This is a genomic window from Pseudonocardia wallangbongensis (genome assembly GCF_054486945.1).
Map to the genome: position 1 here is coordinate 255392 of NZ_JBRERS010000003.1, position 26039 is coordinate 281430.

General features: G+C 72.8%; 26 protein-coding genes. 14 read left to right on the forward strand and 12 right to left on the reverse strand.

Features of this window, described 5'->3' with window-relative positions:
- Nucleotides 1–146: 146 nt before the first annotated feature.
- From ACU436_RS12600 to ACU436_RS12615, 4 genes are all read right to left on the reverse strand, one after another.
- On the reverse strand, nt 147–569 hold the full coding sequence (locus ACU436_RS12600; protein ID WP_459024758.1) for a hypothetical protein: 423 nt from the start codon (nt 567–569) through the stop codon (nt 147–149).
- A gap of 82 nt (nt 570–651) precedes the next feature.
- On the reverse strand, nt 652–1569 hold the full coding sequence (locus ACU436_RS12605; protein ID WP_459024760.1) for an LLM class F420-dependent oxidoreductase: 918 nt from the start codon (nt 1567–1569) through the stop codon (nt 652–654).
- A 169-nt stretch (nt 1570–1738) separates the two neighbouring features.
- Nucleotides 1739–2407 (reverse strand): spermidine synthase family protein, encoded by a 669-nt coding sequence (locus tag ACU436_RS12610; RefSeq protein ID WP_459024762.1) that lies wholly within the window; start codon nt 2405–2407, stop codon nt 1739–1741.
- Complete coding sequence (locus tag ACU436_RS12615) at nt 2404–3477, reverse strand: methyltransferase domain-containing protein (RefSeq protein ID WP_459024764.1); 1074 nt, start codon at nt 3475–3477, stop codon at nt 2404–2406. Before ACU436_RS12615 ends, ACU436_RS12610 begins: the two co-directional genes overlap by 4 nt.
- 270 nt (nt 3478–3747) lie before the next feature.
- Here ACU436_RS12615 and ACU436_RS12620 point away from each other — a divergent pair, with 270 nt between their 5' ends.
- Genes ACU436_RS12620 through ACU436_RS12640 form a run of 5 tightly spaced genes read left to right on the forward strand, consistent with a single transcriptional unit; the run spans nt 3748 to nt 8314 of the window.
- A complete protein-coding gene (locus ACU436_RS12620; protein ID WP_459024765.1) occupies nt 3748–4968 on the forward strand; it encodes an ABC transporter substrate-binding protein in 1221 nt (406 codons plus the stop codon).
- On the forward strand, nt 4965–5900 hold the full coding sequence (locus tag ACU436_RS12625) for a carbohydrate ABC transporter permease (RefSeq protein ID WP_459024767.1): 936 nt from the start codon (nt 4965–4967) through the stop codon (nt 5898–5900). The genes ACU436_RS12620 and ACU436_RS12625 overlap by 4 nt, the downstream gene beginning before the upstream one ends.
- Complete coding sequence (locus ACU436_RS12630; RefSeq protein ID WP_459024769.1) at nt 5897–6718, forward strand: carbohydrate ABC transporter permease; 822 nt, start codon at nt 5897–5899, stop codon at nt 6716–6718. The genes ACU436_RS12625 and ACU436_RS12630 overlap by 4 nt, the downstream gene beginning before the upstream one ends.
- A 14-nt stretch (nt 6719–6732) precedes the next feature.
- Nucleotides 6733–7632: a dihydrodipicolinate synthase family protein gene (locus ACU436_RS12635; protein ID WP_459024770.1), complete on the forward strand. Its 900-nt coding sequence runs from the start codon at nt 6733–6735 to the stop codon at nt 7630–7632.
- Nucleotides 7625–8314: a FadR/GntR family transcriptional regulator gene (locus ACU436_RS12640; protein WP_459024772.1), complete on the forward strand. Its 690-nt coding sequence runs from the start codon at nt 7625–7627 to the stop codon at nt 8312–8314. The genes ACU436_RS12635 and ACU436_RS12640 overlap by 8 nt, the downstream gene beginning before the upstream one ends.
- 16 nt (nt 8315–8330) lie before the next feature.
- Here the strand turns inward: ACU436_RS12640 and ACU436_RS12645 are convergent, their stop codons facing one another.
- A complete protein-coding gene (locus tag ACU436_RS12645) occupies nt 8331–9080 on the reverse strand; it encodes a glucose 1-dehydrogenase (protein WP_459025692.1) in 750 nt (249 codons plus the stop codon).
- A 122-nt stretch (nt 9081–9202) separates the two neighbouring features.
- On the opposite strand from ACU436_RS12645, the gene ACU436_RS12650 reads away from it, so the two are divergent.
- Nucleotides 9203–10138 carry a dihydrodipicolinate synthase family protein gene (locus ACU436_RS12650; protein ID WP_459024774.1) on the forward strand — a complete coding sequence of 312 codons (936 nt, stop codon included), beginning with the start codon at nt 9203–9205 and terminating at the stop codon, nt 10136–10138.
- Between the two features lie 281 nt (nt 10139–10419).
- Here the strand turns inward: ACU436_RS12650 and ACU436_RS12655 are convergent, their stop codons facing one another.
- Nucleotides 10420–11088: an HAD family hydrolase gene (locus tag ACU436_RS12655; RefSeq protein WP_459024775.1), complete on the reverse strand. Its 669-nt coding sequence runs from the start codon at nt 11086–11088 to the stop codon at nt 10420–10422.
- A gap of 46 nt (nt 11089–11134) precedes the next feature.
- Between ACU436_RS12655 and ACU436_RS12660 the strand changes: the two genes are divergently transcribed.
- Nucleotides 11135–11644, forward strand: a complete 510-nt coding sequence (locus ACU436_RS12660) for a DUF6247 family protein (protein WP_459024776.1) — start codon at nt 11135–11137, stop codon at nt 11642–11644.
- A 144-nt stretch (nt 11645–11788) separates the two neighbouring features.
- Here the strand turns inward: ACU436_RS12660 and ACU436_RS12665 are convergent, their stop codons facing one another.
- Nucleotides 11789–12340, reverse strand: coding sequence for a CGNR zinc finger domain-containing protein (locus ACU436_RS12665; protein WP_459024778.1), 552 nt, complete (start codon nt 12338–12340; stop codon nt 11789–11791).
- Nucleotides 12341–12370: 30 nt separating this feature from the next.
- Here ACU436_RS12665 and ACU436_RS12670 point away from each other — a divergent pair, with 30 nt between their 5' ends.
- Entirely contained in the window at nt 12371–13540 is a 1170-nt protein-coding gene (locus ACU436_RS12670; RefSeq protein WP_459024780.1) for an MFS transporter, read from the forward strand.
- An 84-nt stretch (nt 13541–13624) separates the two neighbouring features.
- On the opposite strand, the gene ACU436_RS12675 is transcribed toward ACU436_RS12670, so the two are convergent.
- Complete coding sequence (locus tag ACU436_RS12675; RefSeq protein WP_459024782.1) at nt 13625–14182, reverse strand: dTDP-4-dehydrorhamnose 3,5-epimerase family protein; 558 nt, start codon at nt 14180–14182, stop codon at nt 13625–13627.
- Nucleotides 14183–14297: 115 nt separating this feature from the next.
- On the opposite strand from ACU436_RS12675, the gene ACU436_RS12680 reads away from it, so the two are divergent.
- Complete coding sequence (locus ACU436_RS12680) at nt 14298–15416, forward strand: class I SAM-dependent methyltransferase (RefSeq protein WP_459024784.1); 1119 nt, start codon at nt 14298–14300, stop codon at nt 15414–15416.
- Nucleotides 15417–15465: 49 nt separating this feature from the next.
- On the opposite strand, the gene ACU436_RS12685 is transcribed toward ACU436_RS12680, so the two are convergent.
- The 3 genes from ACU436_RS12685 to ACU436_RS12695 form a co-directional block, all read right to left on the reverse strand.
- Complete coding sequence (locus tag ACU436_RS12685) at nt 15466–16560, reverse strand: acyltransferase family protein (RefSeq protein WP_459024786.1); 1095 nt, start codon at nt 16558–16560, stop codon at nt 15466–15468.
- Nucleotides 16561–16735: 175 nt separating this feature from the next.
- Nucleotides 16736–18175, reverse strand: a complete 1440-nt coding sequence (locus ACU436_RS12690) for an Nramp family divalent metal transporter (RefSeq protein ID WP_459024788.1) — start codon at nt 18173–18175, stop codon at nt 16736–16738.
- A 285-nt stretch (nt 18176–18460) separates the two neighbouring features.
- Nucleotides 18461–19087 (reverse strand): TetR/AcrR family transcriptional regulator, encoded by a 627-nt coding sequence (locus tag ACU436_RS12695; RefSeq protein ID WP_459024790.1) that lies wholly within the window; start codon nt 19085–19087, stop codon nt 18461–18463.
- Nucleotides 19088–19141: 54 nt separating this feature from the next.
- Here ACU436_RS12695 and ACU436_RS12700 point away from each other — a divergent pair, with 54 nt between their 5' ends.
- From ACU436_RS12700 to ACU436_RS12715, 4 genes are all read left to right on the forward strand, one after another.
- The gene (locus tag ACU436_RS12700) at nt 19142–20662 is read left to right on the forward strand and encodes an MFS transporter (RefSeq protein WP_459024792.1); all 1521 of its coding nucleotides are present in this window, start codon (nt 19142–19144) and stop codon (nt 20660–20662) included.
- A 53-nt stretch (nt 20663–20715) separates the two neighbouring features.
- Nucleotides 20716–21327 (forward strand): TetR/AcrR family transcriptional regulator, encoded by a 612-nt coding sequence (locus tag ACU436_RS12705; protein WP_459024793.1) that lies wholly within the window; start codon nt 20716–20718, stop codon nt 21325–21327.
- Nucleotides 21324–22823 carry a hypothetical protein gene (locus tag ACU436_RS12710; RefSeq protein ID WP_459024795.1) on the forward strand — a complete coding sequence of 500 codons (1500 nt, stop codon included), beginning with the start codon at nt 21324–21326 and terminating at the stop codon, nt 22821–22823. The genes ACU436_RS12705 and ACU436_RS12710 overlap by 4 nt, the downstream gene beginning before the upstream one ends.
- A 74-nt stretch (nt 22824–22897) precedes the next feature.
- Nucleotides 22898–24502: a peptide chain release factor 3 gene (locus tag ACU436_RS12715; RefSeq protein ID WP_459024797.1), complete on the forward strand. Its 1605-nt coding sequence runs from the start codon at nt 22898–22900 to the stop codon at nt 24500–24502.
- 1 nt (nt 24503) lies between these two features.
- Here ACU436_RS12715 and ACU436_RS12720 read toward each other — a convergent pair whose 3' ends face one another.
- Nucleotides 24504–25613: a tetratricopeptide repeat protein gene (locus tag ACU436_RS12720; RefSeq protein WP_459024799.1), complete on the reverse strand. Its 1110-nt coding sequence runs from the start codon at nt 25611–25613 to the stop codon at nt 24504–24506.
- 82 nt (nt 25614–25695) lie between these two features.
- Here ACU436_RS12720 and ACU436_RS12725 point away from each other — a divergent pair, with 82 nt between their 5' ends.
- Nucleotides 25696–25845, forward strand: a complete 150-nt coding sequence (locus tag ACU436_RS12725; RefSeq protein ID WP_459024800.1) for a hypothetical protein — start codon at nt 25696–25698, stop codon at nt 25843–25845.
- Nucleotides 25846–26039 lie beyond the last annotated feature (194 nt).

Below are 26039 nucleotides of genomic sequence, written 5' to 3' on the forward strand. Positions count from 1 at the left end.
CTGTGCTGGTAGCTCGACCGTCCGCGCCGCCACGGCCGCGGGCGGCGTGGCGGGTTCGCGCCCGATCGACGATTCGGCGCGTTCGCGTGTCGAATTCGCCCGTTCTCGCGCCGAAGCAATGATCATGCCCGCGAGACCGGCCTCCGCTAGGGGTTCTGGCCGTAACGCCGCAGGATCTCGTCCACCTCGTCCAGGCCGCGCCACTTCTCGACGAGGAACTCGCAGGCCTGGGGCTCGGTCATCTCGGGGAACTCCTCGACCATGGCCGCCAGGAGGCGGTTCGCCTCGTCCCGGCTCAGGCCCCTGGTCAGTGCCTCGCTGAGGTACGTCTGGCGGGCGGCGGACGGGCGGCCGCCGCCGGTGCCGCGACCGGGGAGGGTCTCACGCCACTGCACGATCTCGTCCAATCTCGCCGCGAGCCAGCCGGGGGCGCCGTCGATCTCGACGTCGGGTTCCGGGAAGGGGTGGGCGGAGTCGCTCGGGTACCGGGAGCGCCACTTGTGCACCGCGTGCCGGCTCACCCCGAACGCCTCGGCGACACCGAGGACGCCGAGGTAGCGCTCCGCCATGCCAAAACCTTGTCTCTTGCGTGGACATAGTATCTGCGGGAGTCGGCCCCCGTCAACGAGCGAGACGACGTTACCGGGTCCGTCAGCCGCGCATCAGCTCCACCACCGGCTCGAACGCCTCGTAGTACGGCTCGTGCACGGTGATGTAGGAGAAGCCGTAGCGCTCGCGAGACGCCCGCAGCTGCTCGGCGATCTGCGCGTGCGTGCCGATCAGCAGGAACGGCGTCTCCAGAACCTCCTCGACGGTCATCTCGCCGAACCGGCTCACGAGGTCCTCCGCGGCGGCCCGCCGGTCGTCGGTGGGCACGACCATCTGGGCGAGCATGTTCCACTCGACGTCGTCCGCGCGGGCGCCCGCCAGCTCCCGCGTGAACCGCACCCGCTCGTCGGCCTCGGCGGCGGTGCCGAGGCGGAACGTCCCCGGTGGCCGGCCCGGGATCTGGTAGACGCCCGCGACGCCGATGATGTCGGCGTACCGCGCCGCGACCGACAGCACCCGGTCGCCGGTGCCGCCGACGATGAGCGGCGGGCCGGAGCCGCCGAAGCCCGTGCGCTGCACCGGGACCGGGGAGTGCCCGCCGGGCAGCGCCGCCAGGTCGGTGGTGAAGAACCGGCGCAGCTGCGTGATCGTCTCCTCCAGCCGGCGGGCCCGTGCCCCGAAGGGCTCCCACGGGATGCCGGCCGTGTCGAACTCGTGCTTCATGTGCCCGGCGCCCAACCCCAGCTCCAGGCGCCCGCCGGACAGGACGTCGAGCGTCGCCGCATCCCGGGCGAGCAGGGCGGGGTTCCAGAACGGCGCGCTCAGCACGAGCGTGCCGACCCGCAGGTGCTCGGTGGCGTCGGCCGCGGCCTGCAGCACCGGGAACGGGGCGGGGGCGCCCAGGTGGTCGGGGGCGAAGACCGTGTGGAAGCCCGCGCGCTCGGCGCGGCGGCAGCGCTCCTGCAAGGCCTCGCGCGTCGGGAACCCGAAGACGTTGAAGGAGAACCGGAACTCGCGCACCTGATCAGCGTGCCGAGGGGGGCCGGGGTGCACAACCGCGGTTCGCCCCGGGCGGACGCGCGCCGCATCCGCCCGACCGCCGACTCCGCACACCCAGCCAGGTCTTCGCACAGGGCCCGCCGTATGCGAAGCGCCCACCCGGTGTGCGAAGTCGTGTCGGGCCGCGCGGTCAGGCCCCCGGGCGGGGGCCGATGCCGAGCGTCACCACGTCGGGGGCGCCGCGCTGCACCGGCACCTCGAGGGTCGTGACGTCGCTGAAGAGCCCTCCCATCCGCGCGACGAGGGCGGGGGAGGGGGCGGCGCTCCACACCGCGACGATCCCGCCGGGGGAGAGCGCGCGGGCCGCGGCCGACAGACCGGAGTCGGTGTAGAGCCGCGCGTTGGCCGGGCTGACGAGCCAGTCCGGTCCGTTGTCCGTGTCGAGGCAGATCGCGTCGAACGATCCGGGGGCGGCCGCCGCGATCAGGTCGGCGACGTCCGCCTCGTGCACGGCCACGCGCGGGTCGGCGAGGGCGTCGCCGTGCAGCGGCGCGAGGGGGCCGCGGTTCCAGCGGATCACGGCGCCCTCGCGCTCCACCACCTCGACCGCCGTCACCGCGGGGTGCACGAGCGCGGCGGCCAGCGAGAACCCGACGCCGAGCCCGCCGATGAGCATCCGCCCCGGCGGCGGCATCCGGTCGGCGGTGGCGGTGACGAGCAGCCGCTCGGAGCTGCCGCCGCGGGTGTCCATGAGGAAGACGCCGTTCGCGATGATCTCGTGGTGGTCCCCGGCCCGGCGCAGCACCAGCTCGCCGGCACGACCGGTGGTGCGTTCGACGACCTGTGCCTCGCTGCTCACGATGCCTCCGTCCGGCAGACGTACATGATGTTCTGGGGGCGCGGGGTGTCGAGCGCCCGGACGTCGGTGAACCCGGCGTCGGCGAGCATCGCGCGCGCTCGTTCCCGCCCCCACATCGCGCCGAGCCCGCTGCCGCCGGTCGCGATCGAGGTGGGCACGCAGAACAGCAGGCTGATGCCGTACGACAGCGGGGCGTAGGGGTTGTCGGCGTTGTCCTCGAGCCGGGTGGCGAAGTTCGTGTCGATCATCACGAACACGCCGCCGGGGGCGAGGGCGTCGCGCACCCTGCCCAGCACGACCTCCGGCGCGGCCTGGTCGTGGATGGCGTCGAACGCCGTGATCACGTCGTAGGGCCGGTCCGGGGCGAGCCCGGCGGCGTCGCCGACGGCGAAGGCGGCGTTGGGCAGCCCCATCGCCGCGCGCTCCGCCTCCGCGTCGTCGATCGCCGGGGTGGCGATGTCGATGCCGTCGAACGTCGAGTCCGGGAACTCCCGCGCCATCACGTTGACGGCGTGGCCGGTACCGCAGCCGAGGTCGAGGACGCGGGCGCCGGCCCGCAGCCGCTCGGCGAGGCCGGGTACGCGCCCGAGGAAGCCGTCGACGAGGTGCTCGTCGTAAACGTGGCGCCACGTCTCGCCGAGCCCGCCGGCCGAGACCGCCGCGTACTCCGCGATCGGCACGCCGCCTCCCTCGGTGAAGCACCGTTCGACCTGTGGCAGGACGGTCCCGAGGGTGCGCAGGCTGCTCGCGATCGGGCCGATGTTGCGCGACGTGGCGCCGGTCAGGAGGGCGGCGTGCGCCTCGGGAAGGCGGTGCCTGCCGTCGGCCGGGTCGTACTCCATGATCCCGCCGGTCACCATCGCGCCCAGCCATTCCCGCACGTAACGCTCGTGCAACCCGGCCCGCTCGGCCAGCTCGTCGCTGGTGGCGGGCCCGCGGGTCGCGGCCTCGAACAGGCCGGTGCGGTACCCGATGCCGATCAGCATCGTGAGCATGCCGCCGGTGAGCACGCCCAGCAGCTGCTCGCCGAAGGCGCGGGTGCGGTCCGGGTCGGGGGCGTCGGGCTCCATCCCGGCGAGTCTTCCAGTAGGAGTGCACTGATGGGCCCGGGTCCGAGTCATGTCGGCGGCAGCGTCGCACGGAGGCGCTGGCCGGCCACGAGGCGGGTGATCGGCAGAGTAGGGACATGAGCGGCGCCGGTGCAGCTGATGTCCCGATCCGGCCGATCAAGGGCGGAGGTTCGCGGTCGGATCGACCGGCGACGCTCGCCTGCGGCGGGTTTGACAGAGTTCAGATATCTAACCTATTTTCCCGCTCGGACTCGGACAAGGAGGTCGGACATGCGGGCAGTCCTGAGAGCGGGCGTCGTGATGGCCGCCGCCGTCCTCGCGGCGGCAGGGTGCGCAGGTGGTGGCGAGAGCGGTGAGGGTGCGGCGACCGAGCCGTTGTCGGTCTGGCAGTTCTACGGCGACGAGTCGATGCCGACCGGCAAGCCGTTCTACGACCTCGTGGCGCGCTACGAGCAGCAGAGCGGCAACGACGTCGACATCCGCTTCATCCCCTACGACGACTTCAACCGCACGCTGACCCAGGCCGCGGCGGCGGGTGACGGCCCGGACGTCGCGCTGATCAGCGCGTTCGACACGGCCGCGATGGCGGACGCCGGGGTGATCCAGGACCTGTCCGCCCAGGTGGAGGCCTGGGGGCAGCAGGACGCCTACTTCCCGACGGGTTGGAGTTCCACGCAGGTGGACGGCCAGACGTACGGGATCCCGCACCTGGCCGACGCCTACGCGGTGTACTACAACACGGCGATGGTGCCGCAGGCCCCGACGACCTGGTCCGAGATGGAGTCCACGGCCGCAGCGCTGTCCGCAGACGGGCGGGCCGGGCTCGCCGTCAGCGGGGTCGAGGGCGCCGAGGGTGCCACCGGCCTCGAGATCCGGATGCTCGCGGCCGGCGCGCAGCCGACCGAGATCGACAGCCCCGGTGGGCACGCCGCGCTCGAGTCGTTCCAGCGGATGGTGGGCAGCGGCGCGCTGTCCGAGGGCTTCCTCACCTGGAACGAGGAGGACGCGAAGAACCAGTTCGCCACCGGCCAGGCCGCGATGATGATCAACTCGGCGACCTACGTGAGCATCCTGCGCGAGGAGAACCCCGACCTGCAGTGGAGCGTCGCCGTGCTGCCGTCGGAGGCCAGCGGCCAGACGGTGCTGTCGGCGGAGAACCTGACGATCGGCGCCACCAGCGACGACGTCGACCGGGCCTGGGACCTCATCACGTTCATGCAGCGGCCCGACGAGCTGCAGACCTACCTGCCGGAGCGGAACAAGCTGCCGGCCCGGGGCGACGTGCCGGGCACGGCGGAGGACCCGGTGCGCGCGGTCTTCGCCCAGCAGCTCCAGCAGGCGTGGGCGCCCGACGCCGCGCTCGCGGCGCACAACACGGAGGTCCTGACGGCGCTGCAGGCCGCGCTCCAGCAGGTGATCAGCGGTACCCCCGTGCCGGACGCCGCGCGCACCGCCCAGGCCACGATCGACGAGGCACTCGCGACCTCATGACCGCGGTTCTGGAGCGCGCCCGCACGCCCGCGCCGGCCCACCGGCCGCGCCGGCGTTCGGGCAACCGGGCCGACCAGCTGTTCCTGCTGCCCGCGGTGCTTTTCGTCGCCGTCACCGTGGTGTACCCGCTGGTCTACAGCGTGCTGCAGGCCTTCCAGGACGTCGGGCTCAAGGAGGTCATCCGGGGCGGGGCGGAGTGGGTGGGGTTCGCCAACTTCGCCGACCAGTTCGGCCGGCCCGAGTTCTGGCAGGCCCTGTGGCTGTCGCTGGTCTACACCGTCGGCACGGTCGCACTGACCTACGTCGGCGGCCTCGCCCTCGCGCTGCTGTTCGTCCGCCGGTTCGCCGGCCGCAACGTGATGCGGGCGCTCCTGATGCTGGCCTGGATCCTGCCGACGGTGGTGGGCGCGAACGTCTGGCGCTGGCTGCTCGACGGCTCCTACGGGCTGCTCAACGCGGTGCTGCGCGGGCTCGGGCTCATCGACGGCGACTTCTTCTGGCTGGGCCAGCCGGGTCCCGCCCTCGTGTCGGTGATCGCGGCCACCGCGTGGAGCTTCGCGCCGTTCGCGATGATCCTCATGGTCGCGGGCCTGCAGGGGGTGCCGGCGACGCTCTACGAGGCGGCCCGCATCGACGGCGCGTCGGCGTGGCAGCAGTTCCGGCACGTCACGCTGCCGGCGCTGCGGCCGGTCAGCATCACGGTGATGCTGCTGATCTTCATCTTCGCCTTCAAGACGTTCGACACCATCTACCTCATGACCAGGGGCGGCCCGGGCGGCGCCACGCTCACCCTGCCGCTCTACGCCTTCCAGGAGGCGTTCGAGTTCCGCCGCTACGACACGGCCGCCGTGGCCACCACCGTCATGCTCCTGGTGCCGCTGGTGCTGTCGGTCTTCTACTTCCGGTCGCTGCGCAAGGAGGAGGCGGCATGACGCGCGAGCGGATCCGGCTCGTCATCGCCGTCGCCGTGACGGCGGTCTACCTGATCCCCGTCTACTGGATGCTCAACACGTCGTTCAAGGCGCAGGCCGACGTCTTCGCGCGGCCACCCGCGCTCGTGCCGGTGCCCCCGACGCTCGCCGCGTACCAGAGCGCCGTCTTCGGCGACCCGGACATCGCCCGCGGCCTGCTCAACACGTTCGTCATCGCGACCGGGACCACGATCCTCACGCTCGTCGTGGCCGTCCCGGCGGCCTACGCGCTCGCCCGCCTGCGCATCCGGTGGGTCACACCCGCGCTGCTGCTGTTCCTCGCCGTGCAGATGATCCCGGCCGTCAACCTCGCGCTGCCGATGTTCGTGCTGTTCGGGCGGGTGGGCCTGGTCAACACCTACGCCGGCCTGATCATCGCGAACTGCTCGCTCTCGATCCCCCTGGCCATCACGATCATGCGGCCCTACTTCCTGTCGGTGCCCGGCGAGGTCCTCGAGGCGGCGCGCGTGGACGGCTGCACGACGTTCGGCGCGTTCGTCCGCGTGGCCCTGCCGGTCAGCATCCCCGGCGTGATCACGATGGCGGTCGTCAGCTTCCTCGGAGCGTGGGGCGAGTTCGTGTTCGGGCTCGCGCTCGCGACCGGCGACGAGCTGCAGCCGGTCAGCGTGGTGATCGCGAAGCTCACCAACGCGTTCGGCACCCGGTGGAACGAGCTCATGGCCGTGTCCGCCGTCGTGGCCGTGCCCGTGATCGTGCTGTTCGTGCTGCTCCAGCGTTACATCGTCGCCGGCCTGACCGACGGCGCCACAAAGGGTTAGAGGGGATTTCCTGCATGCTCGAGATCTGGGCCGCCACGCCGACGCCGTTCACGGCGGACGGGAAGCTCGCCCTCGACGTCGTCGCGGCGCAGGCCGCACACCTGCACGCGGCGGGCGTGGCGGGGGTGTTCGTCGGCGGCACGACGGGCGAGTTCACCGCCATGGACGCGGCCGAGCGGCAGTCGCTGGTCGAGGCGTGGCAGGACGCCCGGCCCACCGGCATGGGTCTGGGCGTGCACGTCGGGCACACCGACCTGGCGCAGGCCCAGCAGCTGGCTGCGCACGCGGAGTCGTGCGGGGCCGACCTCGTGGCGGCCGTCGGCCCGTACTACGGCGACGCGCCGAGCATCGACGCGCTCGTGGGACACCTGGCCGGGATCGCCGCGGCCGCGCCGGGCACGCCGTTCGGCTTCTACCACATCCCGAGCATGACCGGGTCGCGCTACCGGCCGTCCGAGGTCGTCGGGGCGCTCGCCGCGGCGGCCCCGACGACCGCCGCCGTGAAGTTCACCGACGGCGACCTGCTGGAGTTCGACCGCACCCGCGCGGCCGCACCCGGGCTCGACGCCTACTTCGGTCGCGACGAGCTGCTGCCCGCGGCCCTGGCCTGCGGCGCCGACCGCGTGATCGGCACCCTGTACAACGGCATGGCCCCACTCGCGCACGCCGTCGCGGCGGCGTTCCACCGCGGCGACGCGGCCGGCGCCTACCGGCTGCACGCGCCGTTCCGCGAGGTCGCCGGGGCGGCGAACGCGCACGGCGGGATCGGGTTCCTGAAGGCGCTGATGAACGAGCTCGGACCGGACGCGGGGCCGGGCCGCTCGCCGTACGGGCGCCTGGACGCCGCCGCCCGGGCCGCGGTGGACGACCTCGCCGTCGCGGTGCGCACCGCTCAGGAGGCTGCCGATGGCTAGGTCGCCCATCTACCTCGAGGCCCAGGCCCGGCTGCGGGACTTCATCACCGAGGCCGGGCTCGGGCCGGGTGACCGGCTGCCGCCCGAGGCCGCGCTCGCGGAGCGGCTCGGCGTGAGCCGGCTGTCCCTGCGGGAGGCGACCCGGAGCCTGCAGACCCTGGGCGTCATCGAGGCCCGGCCCGGCAACGGCCTGTTCGTCTCGGCGTTCTCCTTCCGCCCGCTGATCGAGCAGCTGCCCTACGGCCTGGCTGCCGTCGGTACGGGGCTGGAGGAGATCCTCACGGCGCGCGAGGCGATGGAGGTCGGCCTGATGCCGGCCGTCGCGCGGCTGAACCCGCAGGTCGAGCTGGCCGAGTGCGCCCGGCTCGCCGACGAGATGACCGCGCTCGAGGGCCGCGGGATGCCGATCACCGAGGTGGACAAGCGGTTCCACCTGCTGCTCTACCGCGCGCTGGGCAACCCGCTCGTCGACAACCTCATCGAGGTGTTCTGGGAGCTGTTCACCCGCCTCGGCGACTCCATCCCCGTGCCCGAGGGCGGGCGCGGCGCCGTGCACCTGCAGATCATCCGCGCCCTGCAGACCGGCGACGCCGCCGAGAGCATCGCGGCGATGCAGCAGCACTTCGACGACATCCGGGTGCGCGCGGCCTTGCTGCGCACCCCGGCGTCGGACGCGGGCTGACGTGCCGGCGCCGCCGCTACCAGCCTGCGACGGATCCCGCATCCACGGGCAGCGTCACGCCCGTCACGAAGCTCGCATCGTCCGACAGGAGCCACACCACCGCCGCCGCGACCTCCTCGGCCTCACCGATCCGCTGCAGCGCCTGCGGCTTCATGATCTCCTTGAGCCGCTCCGGGGTGGACCCGCGCGCGAAGCCGGTCATGATCGTGCCGGGGGCGACGGCGTTGACCCGGATGAGGTCCTCGGCGTACTCGACGGCAGCGTTCTTCGTCAGCCCGACGAGCCCGTGCTTCGCCGCCGTGTACGGCGACAGCCGCTTCACCCCGCGCAGGCCCGCGTTCGAGGCCGTGTTGACGATCGACCCGCCGCCGCTGGTCAGCATCTGGCGGATCTGGCGCTTCATCCCGAGGAAGACGCCGCGCAGGTTCACCGCGATGACGCGGTCGAAGTCCTCGTCCTCGATGTCGGCGAGGAGCTTGCCGCCCCCGCCGATACCGGCGTTGTTGTGCGCGAAGTCGAGCCGGCCGTACCGCGCGACGACGGCGGCGACGAGCGCGTCGTGATCCTCCGGACGCGAGACGTCGCAGACCTGGAAGAAGGCCTCACCGCCGGCCTCCTTCACCAGCCGGACGGTCTCCTCGCCCCCCTCGCGGGCCGACTCCAGATCGGAGACGGCCACCCGGGCGCCCTCCTGGCCCGCCCGGACGGCGCTTGCCCGCCCGATCCCGCTCGCTGCCCCGGTGACCAACCCGGCCTTGCCCTCCATCGAACCCACGGCGCCCCCTCGGACCTCGTCGTCCCTGCCATCGTCGGACAGAACGGGACGGGCGGGGCGGCCGCGAGCGCACGATTGCTTGGTCCTGCGTGCACACCGGTGAAGGAGAATGCGTGGAACCGCTGACCGCAGCCGCGTTGCGCGGCGTCTGGGCCACCGCACTGCTGCCGATCCGGCCCGACGAGAGCATCGACGTCGACCGGCTCGCCGCCGCGCTCGACCACGTGCTCGCCGCCGGCGTGCACGGCGTCTACACGGGCGGCACCGCGGGGGAGTTCCACACGCTCACCGAGGCCGAGTACGACCGGCTGCACGCGCTCGTGGCGGAGCGCTGCACCGCGGCGGGCATGCCGTTCCAGCTCGGGGCGAGCCATCCCGGCGGACAGCTGTCGCTGGACCGGATCGCCCGCGCCGCCGCGCTGCGGCCCGGCGCGATCCAGGTGGTGCTGCCCGACTGGCTGCCGCTGGGGCCCGACGAGGTGCTCGCCGCCGTCGAGCGGATGGCGTCCGTGGCGGCCGGGGTGCCGCTCGTGCTCTACAACCCGCCGTACGCGAAGACGCAGGTCTCGCCGGAGCTGTTCGGGAAGCTGGCCGCCGAGGTACCGGCGCTGATCGGGGTCAAGGTGCCCGGCGGCGACGACGCCTGGTACGCGCGGATGGCGGACGCGGTGGGCGGGCGGCTCGCGGTGTTCGTGGCCGGGCACACCCTGGCGTCGGGACACGCACGGGGCGCCGCGGGCGCCTACTCGAACGTGGCCTGCCTGAACCCCGCAGGCGCGGCCCGCTGGTACACGCAGATCACGAGCGACCTGCCCGCCGCGCTGGCGTTCGAGGAACGGCTGCGCGGCTTCCTGGACGCGCACATCGCCCCGCTCGCCCGCGCCGGCTACTGCGACCCGGCCCTGGACAAGACCCTCGCCGCGGTCGGCGGCTGGGCCCGGATCGGCACGAGGGTGCGCTGGCCCCACCGCTCGGTGCCCGAGGAGTCGGTCCCGGCCCTGCGCGCGGCGGCGGAAGCCGCGCTCCCGGAGCTGTTCACGCCGGCGTGAGCCGGGTTCCCCCCCTCGGGGCCGGTGGGTTCGCTTGGGCGGCGGTGCGCATGATCCGCCGTTTCGGTTGCCCATTGCTGTGGCGGCCGCCATGGGCAACCGGTACCGGCGATCTCCACGCCCGTGATCCGCGGTATCGGGTGCTCATCGTCGTGGCCGCAGCGATGGACACCCGATAGTTCGGATCATGCCGGTGGGTGCGCCACGCGGGACGAATCGTTCCGGCGCCGGGTGGCGGTGAGCCGGCAACAGCCGGCCGATCCCGTTGACCCGCAACATGATCACGATCTACCGACGGGCTGATGGCAGGTGCTGATGACGTGCTGGATCGCAGAGGCAACATTCTCGGCGACATGGGTGGGCTGGTAGGAGTCCTGGGTCCAGGGCCGGCCGTCCGTCACCCACACGCTTCGGAGACCGAGCGCATCGGCGCCCGCGATGTCGGCGTGCAGTGAGTCGCCGATGACCCAGGCGCCCGAGAGGGGGACGCCGACGGCTTCCGCTGCCGCCTGGAACATCTCCGGCTCCGGCTTCTTGTGGCCGACGTCTTCGGAGATGACCCAGCCCTGGACGAGCCGGTCGAGTCCGGTGTTGCGGATCTTTGCTTCTTGCTGGGCGGTGCGGCCGTTGGTGACGATCACGGGGATCCAGCCGTCCGCCTGTGCTCTGCCCAGCATTTCGCGGGAGGAGTGCGCAAGGACGACGCGGTCGGCGGCGCCGTTGTCGAGTAGGGCGCGGATGACGGTGGCCGGCGCAACGTCCCCGTATCGCTCGGTCAGAGCGGCGACGACCTCGTGACGGACGGTGTAGCCGCTGGCGTCGACCGTCATCACCCAGGTGAGGTCGGTGGCGGGCAGGCCCTGCTCAGCGAGGAAGGCGGCGACGGCGTCGCGGAAGGCCGCATCGCGGTCGACCAGGGTGTTGTCGAGGTCCAACAGCAGCAACGGCATGCCCGGCAGTAGATCATCTCCCAGAGGGGGCGAAGGCTCGGTCGGCATGTCGGCGCCGGAGATCGCGCTCGTCCTACGCCGAGCTCGTATGGTGCTGTCGTCGCCTCAGCGCCCGTTCACAGGCGGGCGCCGGCGCACGCGGTGGGTTCGCGTTCCGCAGAACGCTCGGCGCAGATTCGGTGCGAGCGGTGTCGCGGCCGATACGCTGATGGACGTGACCGCCGTCAACCCGTTCGACGCGTCGCCGGTCCCGGACCTCCCACCCGAGACCACCCCGGCCGCGATCCGTGATGCCCTGATCGACGAGGAGCGCGCCGAGTTCGAGCGGGCGTACCGCGAGGCGATCGACGAGGCTGCGCAGACCATGGACCTGACCAGGGTGCTGGATGTGCTGCGCAACTACCACCGCATCGCGTGGCTGACCCAACGTCAGGGCGTCGCAGCGCATCGACGCATGCTGGACAGGGCGGCCGCGATCCTGCAGGCGGGAAGCAACCCGGACGGCATCCCAGCAGAGGACGTACGCGCCAGGGGTCGGAAGCGGCTCGGCGAGTAGGTGTTCCGCGTCATAGTCGATGCTGACGCTGCCGATCAGGTCGACGCACTTCCTGTTGCCCGGTCGCCCCGCCCGCCGGCGCTGGACCCGCTGGCGGCCCCCGTACCCACCTGACCACCGAACGAACGGCACGCCCGTACTGCGTCAGCCGGCGGCGCGGCGGCGGGCGCGGTGGTTGGCCACGTTGACCCGGTTGCCGCAGACCTCGGGGACGCAGTAGCGGCGCCGGCCCGCCCTGCTGGTGTCGACGAACATGCCGTCGCAGGTGGGCGAGGCGCAGTGGCGGAACCGGTCCGGCCCGAGTGCGCGGAGCGCGGACAGCAGGGCGGTGCCGGTGAGGAGCGCGAGCTCCTCCGCGACCGCTGCGCCGGGCCGGGCGCGGACCTGCCACTCCCAGCGGCCGGCGGCGTCCCGGGTCAGATCCAGCCCGCCGGTGGCGGCGGTGAGCGCGGCGAGCCGTTCGGGGTCGGGTTTCTCGAGCAGAGCGCGTAGCGTCCGCCGCAGGGCGTGCACGGCGGTCACGTCGGCGGCCGTGGGTTCGGCGGCCGGGAGCAGGTCGCGGTCGGCGAGGAAGCGGGCGAGGGCGGCGGCGTCGGGGAGCAGGTCGCCGGTGCGCGCCATGACCTCGGGCGCGCTGTTGACGAGGTCGGTGGCCACCGCCGCACCGACCCGGTAATCGTCTAGTAGGAGTTGCACCCCTTACGAGCCTCCTCTATCGTGTAACGGGTGAATGCAGCCTACACCTCTGTACGGGTTCGGCCGGGAGTGGTGCTCGCCGGGCTGCTGGCACTGGCGTTGAACCTGCGCACCGCACTCGCCGGGTACCCGCCGCTCATCGAGGCCGTCCGCGCCGACCTCGGCTTCTCGGCAGGCGCCGCGGGGTTCGTGCAGACCGGGGCCGTGCTGATGATGGCGGTCGGCTCGCTCGCCGGTCCGGCCGCCGCCCGCCGCGGGGGGCCGGAGCGCGCGCTCGTCGGGGCGGTCGGGCTGGTCGCGTTGGGCAGCCTCGTGCGGGGCGTCCCCGCGGCCGTGCCCCTGGTGGCGGGCGGCCTCCTGGCGGGCTTCGGCATCGGGGTGGCCGGTGTGCTGCTCACCGGCGTGGTGAAGCAGCACCTGGCCGACCGGGCCGGGGCCGTCACCGGCGCGTACGTCGTCGCGATGATGATCCCCGCGACGGTGGCGAGCGCGGTGGCGGTACCGCTGGCGGTCGGCGTGGGCGGGTGGTCGCTCGCGCTGGCCGTGTGGGCGGTGCCGGCGGTGCTCGCGGTCGCGGCGTGGGTCCCGGTGGCGCGCCGGGTGGAGCGGCCCGCGCCGACCGCGCGGGCCGGCCTGCCGTGGCGCGACCGCTTCGCCCGGCTCGCGGCCGCCCACCAGTCGGCGGCCTCGCTGCTCGTGTACGGCTGGATGACGTGGCTCGCGCCCTACCTCACGAGCCGGGGGTGGAGCCCGCGCGACGCGGGGATCGTGCTCGCGGTGTGGGCCGCGGCGCAGGTGCCGGGCGCCCTCGTGATCCCCGCGCTGGCCGAGCGCAGCGGGCGCTGGCGGTTCTGGTCGTGCATGGCGCTCGCCAGCACGGCGGTCGGCACGCTCGGCCTGTTGCTCGCGCCCGTGGCGCCGGTCGTGGGGCCGTGGGGGTGGGCCGTGCTCGTCGGCATCGGGTCCGGCGCCGGGTTCCCGCTGGGCCTCGCCGTGGTTGCCTGGCGCACCCCGGACGCCGCGGCCAGCGCCGCCACCAGCGGGATGGCGCTCGGCGTCGGCTACACCGTGGCCGGCATCGGCCCGTTCGTGATGGGGCTGCTCATCGACCTGACCGCCGGCTACGCCGCCGCGATCGGAGTCCTCGTCGTCGGCGTGGCCGTGCAGGCGACCGCGATCATCCGCATCGGCGACGGTTGACACCCGGCTCGGCACACCAACTCCGGCGCTCACACACGAACTGCAGTTGGTGTGCCGGCACCACGGTTGGTGTGCGAGCCGCCCTCAGCGTCCGGCCGGTTCGCCCAGCAGCCGGGTGAGCTCCGCCCACGACCGCCCGGCCCTGTCCTTCTCGCTCATCACCGAGACCGGCAGCGGCCAGTCGACCGCGAGGTCCGGGTCGTCATAGCGGACGGTGACGTCCTCGGCGGGGTCGTGCGGGGCGTCGATCCGGTAGCAGGTGTCGGCCTCGGTGATCGCCTGGAAGCCGTGCAGGCACCCGCGCGGGATGTAGATGCTCGTCATGTTCTCGTCGTCGAGGCGGAACGACTCGACGCGTCCCATGGTCGGCGAGCCGGGTCGCGCGTCCACCACGACGTCGAGGATGGCCCCCCGCGCACAGCGCACCAGCTTCGCCTCGCCACGCCCGACCCGGCCATGGAGACCGCGGAGCCCGGCGCGTACCGTGCGCGACTGGGAGTCCTGCAGGAACGCGTGCGGGTCCACGCCAGCGTCTCGCGCCACGTCGGCGTCGAAGGTGCGGCTGAACCATCCGCGTTCGTCGCGGTGCGGCGACGGCTCGAACACCAGGAGGCCGGCGATCCCGGTCTCTCGGACGTGCATGGTGCCTCCACCGACGGTACTCGTGTGACGGTTCGATGTGCCTGGGTGACGTCCCGGGCCTCCGGGCCGACCTTACCGCCGTGCTTTTCGCGAACCGGACCGATCCGGGAGACCGATGGTGATCGCCAGCCCCGCCTGCCGTTCCTGTCACCGCACCGACGGAGACATCGTCCTGGACCTCGGCGCGCAGCCGTCGTCCGAGCTCTTCCCGAAGATCGACGATCCCGGTCCCGACGTGCTGTTCCCGTTGCGGATGTGGCTGTGTGCGAGCTGCGGGCTCGCCCAGCTCGCCGACGACGCCGACGTACCGGAGGAGGTCGTGGGCGCCGAGCCGGCGGCGCTCACCACCCAGCGGTCCGACGCCGTACGCGAGCTCGTGGCGGCCGGTGCCCTCCCGTCCGGCGGCACCGCCGCCGAGTTCCCGAGCCCGCACGGCGGCACGTGGCTGGAGCTGCTCGCCGGGCACGGTCTCAGCGCGGTGCCCCGGCAGGAGGGTGCCGACCTGGTGGTCGACGGCTGCTTCGGGGTGATGCACGAACGCGACCAGGAGGCGGCGCTGCGGGAGCGCACGGCGGCGGTGCGGCCGGGGGGCCGGCTCGTCGTGCAGTTCCACTCGTTGCACGCCATCGTCTCCGGCACGCAGTGGAACGCGCTGCGGCTGGGGCATTACGCGTACTACTCGACGCCCGCCATGATCGGCATGCTCGGGCGGGCCGGGTTCACCGTCACCACCGCCCGCCGGTTCCCCCTCTACGGCGGCACGGTGGCGCTCGTCGCCGGCCGCACGTCCGAGTCGCCTGCCGTGGACACGGCCGCGGTCGACGCCGTGGTGGCGCCCGAGCTCGCCGCGGGCATGCTGCGGCCGGGCAAGGTCGGTGCCCTGCAGCACTCGGTGCAGCGCACGGCCGGGTCGCTGCGCGAGATGCTCGTGGCGCAGCGGGCCGCCGGCCGCCGGGTGTACGGGTACGCGGCGGCCTCGCGCGCCGTGTCGCTGCTGCGCCTCGCCGACCTGGACGCCGGCCTGCTGCGCGGCGTCGCGGACGCCTCCCCGGGCAAGCAGGACCGGCGCATGCCCGGCACCGACATCCCGATCATCACCCCCGAGGACCTCGTGGCGGCCGAGCCGGACGTCGTGCTCGTGTTCGTCTCGGAGCTCGTCGCCGAGGCGAGGGCGGCGCTGCCGGAGATCGAGCGGTGCGGGGGCGCCTGGGTGGACGCGGGCTCGGGCCGGTAGCCGATCCCGAGCCGTGAGTGGACACGAGTGCTAGGGCACCCGTATCCACTCACGACCGCCGGAGGCGGCTCCGGTCCGGGGCGGGGGCGAACGCCGCGGCCAGGGTCTCGGCGAGGCGGTCGGGGACCGGGCTGTCCTTGTGGCGGAGGGCGGGTCGTTCCACCAGGTACCAGGACGCGGCGGCCGGCAGCAGGGCGAGCGCGATCGAGACGGCCACGAACACCCCGATCGGGGCGGTGCCGAGCGCGGTCAGCACGAGGAGCTGCTGCAGCGGCCAGTGGTAGATGTAGAAGCCGTACGACAGGTCCGTGCGCGTCCGCCACGCGAAGGCCGTGCCGGCCCACAGGCAGAGGTACGCGAACGGCACCGCACCGAGCACCCGGTAGTCGTCGAACAGGGCCAGGCTCAGGAGGAACAGGCCCGCTGCGCCCGCCACGAGGCCGCCGCGCAGCCGCACCCGGTCGGCGTACAGGTACGCGGTGGCGCCCAGCAGGAACATCAGCACGAGGCGGATGATCCGGTCGTTCAGCAGGACCGGCAGGCCGGCCTCCTGCATCGCCGTGAGCGCGAGGAGTACGGCCGCGGCCACCGGGACGAGCGCCGGGCGGCGCCGCAGCAGTCCGAGCGCGCCGAGCACGCCGACGATCACGTAGCAGAACGCCTCGAACGCCAGCGACCACACGGCCCCGTTGAAGCTGTTCTCCTTCGGCAGGTCGGCGAGGATCCCGGCGATGTCGAAGTGGACGATCAGGAGCCCGGCGTTCTGGAACACGTAGTCCCAGGCTGACGGGGTGCCGGTGAACGCCTGCAGCGGCGACATGCCCTGCAGGGCGGCGGCGAGCGGCGCGACGACGAAGGCGACCACGACGAGGCACACCCAGAACCCGGGCATGATCCGCAGGAACCGGTGCCACGCGAAGCGCGGGAACGACTCCAGCCCGAACCAGCTGCGCGTGACCAGGTACCCGCTGAGGACGAAGAACCCGTCGAGGGCGAAGTCGCCGATCCCGGCCCGGCCGATCCCCAGCTGCTCGCCCGAGTAGGCGGACACGCCGTGGTCGACGGCCACGAGCAGCGCGAAGAGCAGCCGCAGCGCGTCGAAGCCGTTGCGGCGGGGGTCGAAGCGGTCCTGCAGGCTCGCCATGGGGCCTTCCGGTCGCAGTGCGGGTGGGCGTCACCCACACTGCGACCGGGTCACTGAACGGACGCTGAGTGATCGGCTCGGCTAGATGAGGCCGATCGCCCACATCAGGCCGACGATGACGATCCACAGCGTCAACGCGACCACGAGCCGCAGCCACAGCTGCTTCACCACGTGGCTACCCCGAGAACTGGTCGAGGACGAGCAGCACCGACAGGAAGCCGAAGAACAGGAACGACACGGCCAGCACCGCCAGCCGTACCCCGCCGATCTTCAGCTCCTTCGGCAGCGCCTTCCGGTTGAGCATGATCAGCAGGCCGGAGTAGATGAACATCTGGACGCCTGCGATGGAGGACGCGATCAGGACGAGCAGGAACGGCTGGTCGACGCCCGCGATGAGGATCAGCGAGCCCAGGACGATCATGAACCAGACGGACGTGGCGTAGATCCGGCTCTCGGTCCAGGTCTGGTTGTCCTTCAGCGCATGGATCTTGAACTGGTCGGCGATGAGCCGGCTGGTGTAGTCGAGGATCCCGAGGTTGGTCGTGAAGAGCGTGAGGACCGCGGCGATCCAGAACGCGACGCCGAACCACGGCGCCACGGTGTCCTGCAGGACCTGCCCTTCCAGCAGCAGGAACGCGAGGTCCTGCTCCGTCACCCGGCCGACGCCCAGGGTCGAGTAGGCCAGGACCGACATGATGATGAGCGTCAGCACCCCGATGAGGAAGAAGGTGATGAACTGCTCCCAGTTGGCCACCTTCCACCAGCCCCGCCACCGCCGCATGTTCTCGGCGTCGGTCGGGAACATGTACCCGAGTGACGGCTTCGCCTCCTCGTGTCCGGTGATGGGGGAGACGATCTTGGGCATGTGCAGGCCCATCCCCATCCCCTTGTCCCGGATGTAGTTGCTCTGCACGAGGTTGTTGGCGCCGCCCGCGCCGGCGAAGGCCAGGGCGCCGAGCAGCAGCGCGATGCCCAGCCCCTCCTGCCCGACGGGGAAGCCGACGCCGCTGGTGAAGAGCGCGCCCCAGGCCTCGCCCGTGGTGGCGGACGGGATCGCGATCACGACGAAGAGCAGGATCAGGGCCACCAGTACGCCCTGGATCTTCTCGACCGCCTGGTAGACGACGGGCGAGAGGGTGAGCGTGATGCCGATGGCGAGCAGCGCCGCGATCGTGATCGGGACGACCGGCGCGTCCTCGCCCATCCCGAACACGTACGTCGCGGCCGTCGCGGCGCCGGTGGCCCACCCGGGCCAGAAGTTCTGGAAGAGGGCGAAGAGGACGAACAGCCACCACCACGGCTTCCAGAACCGGCTGAAGCCGGTGATCGCGGTCTCCCCGGTGGCGAGCGTGTAGCGCTCGATCTCCATGTTGAGGAAGAACTGGATCGCGAACCCCACGATCGCGGCCCACATGAAGGTGAAGCCGACCTGGGTGGTGATGTAGGGCCAGAGGATGATCTCCCCGGACCCGATGGCGGTGGCCAGGATGATGACGCTCGCCCCGGTCACCTTCCGCAGTCGCACCGGTTCCGGCAGGTCCCGGAAGTCGACGGGTGGGAGGTACTTGCTCGGAAGGGTGGTCTGGCTCCGCTCTGGACTGCTCGATGCCGTCATCGGGTTCCTCGTCTCACCGCGGGCGAATGGGACTGTGTCGGTCGTGCATCCGCGCCGGCTCGGAACTGCGGTGGTGGACGGCGCCGGCGTTCCGCGGCCGTTCGCATCGAGCTGGTGATGGAGCTGCGTCGTCGCTCAGGGCCCACCGCGCCTCCTTGCGCGTCGGGGTGGCGCATGCCACCGCGTGAACCACCTCACCCGCAAAGGTGAGGAACCGGATGATCGCATCAGCTCGCGGTAAGCGCTGTCAAGCGCTTGCGGTGGCTCCGTCGCCGCTGCGCTCGGTCAGGCGTGGGCGTGGTGCGCCTCGGAGAGGGCGCGGCTGTGGGCCACGAGCCGGGGGTAGTCCACGGCGATCCCGGACAGGAGGGCCTCGACCGCCTGCCCGACCTCGTGGTCGGTGGTGGGGGCGTGGCCGAACAGCGCGCGGTAGTGCACCACCGAGGACAGCATGTCCAGTACGAGGCCGCGGTCGAGGTCGGCACGCAGGTCGCCGCGGGCCACCGCGCGTTCCAGCATCTCCCCGACGGCGGCGCGCGGCGGGTCGAACAGGGTGGCGAGGAACGCGTCGCGCAGCTCGGGGACGGCGGCGCAGTCCGCGAACAGCGCGGCGAGCACGCCCGGCCGGATCCGGCGGAAGGCGGCGAGGAAGACCCCGATCCCCTCGCCGAGGTCGCAGAGCGTGCAGCCGGTGTCGGGGACCGGGGAGTCGCCGAGGCGCGTCGCGAGCGTTGCGAGGGCGAGGTGCTGGCGGGTGGGCCAGCGCCGGTAGATCGCGGGCTTCGTCGCCTCGGCGCGCCGCGCCACCTCCTCGATGGTGAGGCGTCCGTACCCGGACTCGTCGAGCACGGCGAGCGTCGCCTCCAGCACGGTGGCGTCGATCTGCGGGTCCCGAGGGCGGCCGGTGGGCATGGCCCTCAGCCTAGCGTTCTGTTACGTTCCGGGACGTAATAAAAAGGGGGACCGATGACTGCACCCGACCCGGTTCGTGCCGGGCGCCGCGAGTGGGTCGCGCTCGGCGCGCTCGTGCTGCCCACGCTGATCGTCGCGATGGACCTCGTGGTCCTCATCCTCGCGACACCTGCGCTGAGCGAGGCCCTGCAACCGAGCGGCACCCAACTGTTGTGGATCACCGATGTCTACGGGTTCCTCATCGCAGGCTCGCTCGTCACGATGGGCACGCTCGGCGACCGCATCGGCCGCCGGAAGCTCCTGCTCGCCGGGGCCGCGGCGTTCGGGGCGGCGAGCGTGCTCGCCGCGTTCGCGCCGACCGCCGAGCTGCTGATCCTGGCCAGGGCGCTGCTCGGGATCGCAGGCGCCACGCTGATGCCGTCCACGCTGTCGCTGCTGCGGAGCCTGTTCCACGACCCGGCGCAGCGCACGTTCGCGATCGGGCTGTGGGTCACGACCTTCTCGGCAGGCACCGTGATCGGCCCGCTCGTCGCGGGCGTCCTGCTGCAGTACTTCTGGTGGGGCTCGGTGTTCCTGCTCAACCTGCCGGTGATGGCGGCGCTGCTGGTGGTGGGGCCGCGGTTGCTGCCCGAGGTGCGCGACCCCGCACCCGGCCGGTTCGACATCCCGGGTGCGGCGACGTCCGTGCTCGCCATGCTCGCCGTGATCTACGGCGTCAAGCGGATCGCCGAGGGTGGTGCCGACCAGACCGCGCTGCTCGCGCTGGTCGCAGGCGTCGCGATCGGTGCGGCGTTCGTCCGCCGGCAGCGGCGGATCGCCCACCCGCTGCTCGACCTCGGCCTGTTCCGGTCCGCCGCGTTCAGCACCTCGGTGCTGGTCAACGTGCTCATCGGCGTGACGCTGGCGGGGATCTTCCTGTTCGTCGCCCAGTACCTGCAGCTCGTGATCGGCATGAGCCCGCTGGCTGCCGGCCTGTGGCTGATCCCGTCGACGGCCGGGATCATCGCCGGATCGCTGCTGACACCGGTGCTGGTGCGCCGGTTCCCGGCGCCGCGCCTGGTGAGCGGCGGCCTCGCCGTCGCCGCCGTCGGGCTGGCCGTCATCGCCCAGGTCGGCGCGGAGCCCGATCTCGCGCTCGTCATCGCGGGCACGGTGGTGCTCGGGATCGGGGCCGCACCGGCGTCGACCCTCAGCGTCGACCTGATCATCGGTTCCGCGCCCGCCGAGCGGGCCGGTGCGGCCTCCGCGATCTCCGAGACCGGCAACGAGCTGGGCAACGCGCTCGGCATCGCGCTGCTCGGCAGCATCGGCGTGGCGGTCTACCGCGGGGTCATGACCGACGGCCTGCCGGCCACCGCGCACCTGGCGCCGCACGACGCTGCGGCGGCCGCGGACACGCTCGCCGGCGCGTACGACGCCGCGGCCGGGCTTCCCGCGGCGGCCGGGGCGGAGCTGGTCGGGGCAGCCACCGAGGCGTTCGCCGCGGGGATGCAGCTGGCCGCGTGGACGGGCGCCGCGCTGGCACTGGCCGTCGCGCTCGCGGCGCCGATCCTGCTGCGCCGCACGACGCGCTGACAGGGCCTCAGCGGGTTACCAGGTACAAACTCATACTCGGTATGGTCAACGCCGTGAGTACTCGGCGGGACCGGAACAAGGCCCGGATGCGTGAGCGGATCTCCGATGTGGCCACCGCGCTGTTCCTGCAGCGCGGGTTCGACGAGGTGTCGGTGTCGGAGATCGCCGAGGCGGCGGACGTGGCCCGCCCGACCGTCTTCGCGCACTTCCCGCACAAGGAGGACCTGCTGCTCGACCGCTTCGACGACACCCTCGCCGAGCTGACCGGAGCGGTCGAGCAGCGCACGCCCGCGAGCTCGGCGGTGGCCGCGGTCGCCGACTGGGTGGTGGCCCGGGCTCGTGCGCAGGACCTGCCGGTCGGGATCCGCGAGGAGTACGCGCGGTTCTGGCAGGTCGTCGCGGGGTCGCGGGCGTTGCAGGCCCGCGCCCGGGAGCTCGCGGAGATCGCGGAGGGGCGCCTCGCCGGGGCCATGGCCGACGGCGGGTCCCCGGCGCCCGCGCTCGCCGCGGCACTCACGGTCGCCGCCGTGCGCGGGATCTTCCTGCCGCAGGTGCGGACGTTGCTCGCCGGTGGCGCGGTACCCGACGCCGACCAGTACGCCCGGCGTCTGGGTGCCGCCCTCGGGGCCGTCGAGGCCGCCGTAGAACGGCTCGCCGTCCGATGACCGCCGACGGTGTGACTCCGCGGCGGATCCGTCTCGGCGTCGTCCGCGGCATCTCGCACGGGTTGTTCGGCCCGCCGGACGACTTCATGACCCCGGCGCGGACGCTCGGGGCGCGGCTCGTGCGCGTCTACGTCTACTGGTCGCAGGTCGAGCCGGCGCGCGGGCGGTACGACTGGCGGATCGTGGACGACATCCTCGCCCAGCTCGACGGCGACGAGGACGCCTGGATCACGGTCTGCTCCAGCTCACCGTGGGCCACCCGCACGCCGACCGACTTCCAGCCGCCCTCCCCGGCGGTCGACGACGAGGCCTACAGCGCGTTCGTCACCGCGCTGGTGGCCCGGTGTTCCGGCCGGATCCGGTACTGGCAGTGCAACAACGAGCCCAGCAACACCGGGCTGCTCTGGGCGGGCACCGCGGCCGAGTACGTCCACCAGCTCGAGCTGTTCGCCGCCGCGGTGCGCCGGGCGGACCCGGCCGCGTCGGTCGTGCTCGGCGGCTGCGGGTACGACGTGCTGTCCAGCCCGCCGGGCAGCCCGGAGCGGACGTTCTTCGACCAGCTCGCCGCCGCCGGCCGGGACAGCTTCGACCTGTTCGACCTGCACCTCTACGACGACCCGGCGGCGATCCCGGAGCACGTCGAGACCGCCCGCGGCTTCATGCTCGCCCACGGCTACGTCAAGCCCGTCGTGGTGGGCGAGTACAACGGCCCGACGTTCCTCCAGTTCCCCCTGGCGACCGCCGAGTTCGAGCGCACGTTCGTGGACGTCCTCACCGCCGACCAGGCGATCGCCATGAGCACGCAGGAGCTCGCCGCTCAGCTGGTCGACGAGACGCCCGACCGCCGAGCGGTGCGCCTCCTCTACGAGCGCCGCGACGACCTCCCCGCCGAGCTGGCCATGTTCCTGGCCGACGCGCCGGCAGAGCTCGCCGGGCTCCGCGAGCGCCTGGGCCACCGGCAGCTCGTGCAGCGGGCCCTGCTCGCCCTCGCGTGCGGCGTGGACGTGCTGGCCTGCTGGAACCTGGCCCCCGAGGTGGCGAACCACACCGACCGCCACAACATCATGGACCTGATGTTCGGCTCCCTCGCCCTGATGGACCACGAGGACGGCGCCATCCGGTCCCCTCGCCCGCGGGCCCGGGCGCACCGCCTGCTGGCCGCGCTCCTGACGGACGCCACCGACGTGCGTCCGGTCGACGAGGCGGGCGTCACCGCCGTCCGGATCGAGAGTGCCCGGGCGGCTCCGGTCCTCGTGGCGTGGACCCGGCCTGTCGACCCGCTCGACGAGTCGGGGCCCCCGGCTCGGATCGCCCCCGAGTGGTCGCACCCCGAGGTGCATGCGCTCGATGTCCACGGGCGGCGCCCCCGGCCGGTGCTCGCCGGCGGCCGGGCCCACCTCGTCGTCGGCCCCACTCCGGTGCTGCTCAGCAGGAAGCCACTCCCCAACGTCGGGCCAGGCGGGGCTCGAAGATCGACCGACGACCTTCTCCCCTGATCGACGACAGCCGCTGCGGCGGCGGAGGGTCGCGAACCACCTCCCCGGGCCGGGGTCGGTAGGCTGGAGGCCTCATGTCAGAGGTCCTTGCGGAGCCGGTCCGGGTGCCGGCCGAGGCGCGAAGGCGCCGCACGTTCGCCGTGATCAGCCACCCGGACGCCGGCAAGTCCACCCTCACCGAGGCGCTCGCGCTCTACGCCGAGGTGATCGACACGGCCGGCGCGGTGCACGGCAAGTCGGGGCGGCGCGGCGTCACGTCCGACTGGATGGAGATGGAGCGCAAGCGCGGCATCTCCATCACGTCCGCGGTGCTGCAGTTCGCCTACCGCGACTGCGTGATCAACCTGCTCGACACGCCCGGCCACGGCGACTTCTCCGAGGACACCTACCGGGTGCTCGCCGCCGTCGACGCCGCGGTGATGCTGCTCGACGCCGCGAAGGGCCTCGAGCCGCAGACGCTCAAGCTGTTCGACGTCTGCCGCTCCCGCGGGATCCCGGTGCTCACGTTCGTCAACAAGTGGGACCGGCCCGGCCGGGAGGCGCTCGAGCTGCTCGACGAGGTGGAGCAGACGATCGGGCTGCGCCCGATGCCGCTCACCTGGCCGCTCGGGATCGCGGGTGAGCTGCGCGGGCTGCTCGAGGTCGCGACGGGGGAGTTCACGCGGTACTCGCGCACCGCGGGCGGGGCCACCCGTGCCGAGGCCGAGGCCGTGCCGGAGGCGGAGATCGCCGCGGCCGAGCCGGAGTTCTGGCCGGCCGCGCAGGACGAGCTCGCGCTGCTGCACGAGATCGGAGCCGGCTTCGAGGAGAAGGACTTCCTCGCCGGTACCGCCACACCGGTCCTCTTCGGAGCGGCGCTCACCGGCGTCGGGGTCCGGCGGCTACTGGACGCGCTGGTCGACCTCGCGCCCGCCCCGGAGCCGCGTGACGACGCCGACGGCAACCCGCGCCCCCTCGACGCCGCGACCTCCGGCCTGGTGTTCAAGGTGCAGGCCGGCATGGACCGCGCCCACCGCGACCGCATGGCGTTCGTGCGGATCTGCTCGGGACGGTTCGAGCGCGGCATGGTGCTCACCCACGCCGCCACCGGCCGCCCGTTCGCCACGAAGTACGCGCAGGCGGTGTTCGGCCAGCAGCGCACCACCGTGGAGGAGGCGTTCCCGGGTGACATCGTCGGCCTGGTCAACGCGGGTGCCCTGCGTCCCGGCGACACCCTGTACGCGACCGACCCGGTGCAGTTCCCGGCGATCCCGAGCTTCGCGCCGGAGCACTTCGCCGTGGTGCGTGCCGCCGACACCGGCGCGTTCAAGCAGTTCCGGCGCGGCATCGAGCAGCTCGACAGCGAGGGCGTCATCCAGGTGCTGGTCTCCGACCTGCGCGGCGAGCAGGCCCCGGTGCTCGCGGCGGTCGGGCCGCTGCAGTTCGAGGTGGTGACCTCCCGGCTGGAGTCGGAGTTCCGCGCGCCCGTCACGCTGGAGCACCTGGGCTACACGATCACCCGCCGCACCGACGAGGCCGGCGCCGCCATGCTGGCCGGCCAGAGCGAGGTGGAGGTCCTCACCCGCCGTGCCGACGGCGTCCTGCTCGCGGTGTTCAGCAACAAGTGGCGGATGGAGACCGTCCGCCGCAAGTTCGACGACCTGGTGCTGGAGCCGCTGCCGGCGGGCAGCGGGCGCTGAGTCAGCCGCCGAGCTGGGCGAGGACGGTGCTGAGCTCGTGCACGAGCGGGTGGTCCGGGCCGTGCGTGCTCCGGTAGCCCTCGATCGCGTCGCTCAGCAGCGGCACCGCCTCCGCGTTGCGGCCCTGGTTGGCGCGCAGCGCCGCCAGGTCGACCTGCACGCCGAGGGTCGCCGCGTGCCGCGGTCCGTGCACCCGCCGGTAGTCGTCGAGCACCCTGGCGAGCAGCGTCTCGGCCTCGGTGGCGTGGCCGAGCGAGTTGAGCACGACCGCGTGGTTGTGGCGGGACACCAACGTGTCCGGGTGATCGTCGCCCAGCTGTCGGGAGCGGGCCTCGACGAGCACGCGGTTCATCTCCAGCGCTTCGGTGCCCTTGCCCTGGTGGGTGAGCACCGCGGCGAGGTTGTGCCGCACGACCATGGCGAGGTCGTCCGTGTCGCCCGCGGCCGACTCGATGTCGTCCAGGAGCGCCAGGTACATGCGTTCGGCCTCGGCGAGCCGCGCCGGCGAGCCCCGCAACGCTCCCGCCAGCACGTTCCTGCTGCCCAACGTGTCCGGATGGGCGGCGCCCAACACGCGGGTGGAGCGGTCGACCGTGTCCCGCATCAGCGGTTCCGCCTCGTCCCGGCGGCCGAGGTCGAGCAGGACCTTCGCCAGGTTCGCCGCGATCGCCAGCGTCCGGGCGTCGTCCCGGCCGCGCAACCGCTCCCAGCCGGACAGTCCCTCCCGCAGCCGCTGCTCGGCGAGCGCGAGGTTGCCCCCGTCCTGCAGGAGCCTGGTCAGGTCGTTCAACGCCAGCAGCCGGTTCTCCTGGTCGTCGGCCCGGGCGTCGACCAGCCAGCCGAGCAGCTCGACGGCCTCGTCCCGCCGGTCGGGGAGGTTCCCGAGGGCGACCCCGTACCGGTGCAGCGCATGCAGCGTCTCGAGGTGGTGCAGGCCGAGCTCGTCACGTTTGTGCTGGAAGTCGAGCCGGTGGGCGTACTCGGGCGTCAACGACAGCGTGACGTCGATGAGCGGTGGCTCGCCGCGCCGATCCGTCACGTCGATCTCGGCACTGCCGAACTCGCCGACGTGGTGATCGGTGCTCTTCGACTTCTTCCTCCAGAACGGCACGGCTCAGTCCTATCGACACCCACCGGCACGGCGGATACCTTGGCTGATCAATGACCCGAACGGACCAACGCGGCCGGAGGACATGAGCTTCTTCTCCCGATTCCGCCGCAGGTCCACCGACGGGCCGGGGCCGGCCGACGAGGCCGTGCTGGTGATCGACCAGCACGCGGTGGACCCGGGTTGCGGGCCGCGGGGCGTGCTGGAGCTGCTGGCCGCCCGCACGCGGTGGTGATGTCCCACCCGTTCTTCCTGGTCCGGGGACGCAAGCCGGTCTGAGCCGGTGAGGCGGGCTCGCCGCGCCGGCTGGTGGGATCCCACAAACGTGGGTGGCGGGCGCGGGCCGGGGTTCGTAAGTTCCGCGGGTGTCCGGGGTACGTCCCGGGCAGCGATCGTGAATCGTTCCCGCAGCCGCACACCGAGGTGCCC